General features: G+C 40.6%; 2 protein-coding genes and 1 pseudogene. 2 read left to right on the forward strand and 1 reads right to left on the reverse strand.

The window, feature by feature from the left end:
* Positions 1-516 (forward strand): annotated as a pseudogene (locus tag ASU35_RS04890) (hypothetical protein); the annotation flags it as partial.
* Between the two features lie 5 nt (positions 517-521).
* Entirely contained in the window at positions 522-782 is a 261-nt protein-coding gene (locus ASU35_RS04895) for a hypothetical protein (RefSeq protein ID WP_058351938.1), read from the forward strand.
* A 215-nt stretch (positions 783-997) separates the two neighbouring features.
* Here the strand turns inward: ASU35_RS04895 and ASU35_RS04900 are convergent, their stop codons facing one another.
* Positions 998-1552 carry a biotin transporter BioY gene (locus tag ASU35_RS04900; RefSeq protein WP_058351939.1) on the reverse strand — a complete coding sequence of 185 codons (555 nt, stop codon included), beginning with the start codon at positions 1550-1552 and terminating at the stop codon, positions 998-1000.
* Between the last annotated feature and the right edge of the window lie 169 nt (positions 1553-1721).

The following is a 1721-nucleotide window of genomic DNA, read 5'->3' on the forward strand; positions in this document are numbered from 1 at the left end:
TTTTCAAGGTACTATAGGAGAAGGGACAAATCTATTTATGGTTTTGACCTCAATATCATTTATATGTTTTTATTATCTTTGTTAGGAGTAATTTTGGTTTTCACATTAAGCGTTATGTATTCCGGAATTAGGTGGGAATATTTTGTAGACCTGATTAGTATTTTCGTTCTGCTGGTAGTTTCAATTTCGGTTTTGGTTCAAACGGGACTGATGAAAGACTTCAATAACAGCTTCCGACTTACCATTGGAAGGAAAAAGGCGGCAGATTTTAAGGAAATAAAAAGAGCAGCTGAAGCAGTGAACCTTATAAGAAAAATATTGTGGAATACGGGAATTTTTACAGCCTGCATCTCTCTGTTTACACTTATGCATGATTTGGATACACCGGAAGCCATCGGACCGAATCTTGTAGCAGCTATTTTGGTTCTATCCTACGCAGCTGTTCTGAACATTATTTTTCTCCCAATAGAAAAGCAGTTGGAGATACGGTTGATTGAATTTGATGGAGAAGAGTAAGGTATATGAGTAGGTATATACAGAGAATTCTGTTTGTTTGCGGATATCTGTTCTTTGTTACGGCATTGCTGGGCTTTCGATTGGAGCGGCTGTTTGACTGGAAGGAAATATTGTTGGTGTTAGCAGGCTGCGTGTTTTTAACCCTTCCATATCAAAGGGAAAGGAAAACAAAAAGAGCCTTTTCAGGATATTCTGTTAAGCTTAAGACCTATTTTGTACGGCTTTGTCATGATGGTGCTGTTAAAGCATCCCGAAGAAAGGGTTGACAGTCAGGGAAATAGAGATTACGCGGCTAGTTCTTTTGGGATTATCTAACCGGGAAATTACAGGTAGAAAACCGGGAGCAGCTAAAGCAATGCTTGCTGCAATATTCTTGAGGAAGAAGCAGATGCCATCCTGGAAATCAGAACTGTCTTAACTATAATGGATAGAAGAGTAGTTCACGAGAAAACAAGCCTCGTACCAGGGTTTTGTAAGGTGCTTAAGCACGGACAGCTGAAGCTTGAAGGGCTGTGCGGAGGGTTTTTCCGACAGCAGCAGCGGCAACAACTAAAATTCCATCCTTGAAAAGGTAAGGAAGAGACATTAAAAGAGCAGCTGCTGGGAAGCTCATGCCGGTCAAGAGCATATACTGCAGGGTGCCAAAAAGATGGCATACGAAAAGACCTGTAAGGCAGAAAAGTATTTTCTGCCAAAAAGGCTTTACTTTTTCTGATAAACCGCACAGCATTGTCATAAAAGGATAGGCGATAATAAATCCGCCGGTTTTTCCGAAGATAACACCAAGGCCGGCCCCAAAGTTAGCAAAGACCGGGGCTCCTACAGCACCAATCAGAATATAGACAAGCATAGAAGCCGGGCCGAGTTTCCAGCCCAGAACAACGCCGCACAGGGCGACAGCGAAAACTTGTATTGTAGCAGGTACGCCGGAAGGCATAGGGATGGAAAGCTGGGACATGACAGCCAGCACGGCAGCAAACATGCCAATTAATACCATGTGTTTTGTAGAAATTCTGTTTTTAGCAGTTGTGTTCATAATGTTATAATCCTTTCTGAAAGCGTTTTGCTTTTATTCGAGGAAAGTATAACAAAAAGGGTATTAATTGTCAACTTAAAATATTTAAAGGTTGACAATTAATACCCTAATTTTTTACATTATAGGAAATTCCGATTTTGGAAAAGTAATAAAAGAACAACAGTTCACC

This window comes from Acetivibrio ethanolgignens, from assembly GCF_001461035.1.
Taxonomy (GTDB): domain Bacteria; phylum Bacillota; class Clostridia; order Lachnospirales; family Lachnospiraceae; genus Velocimicrobium; species Velocimicrobium ethanolgignens.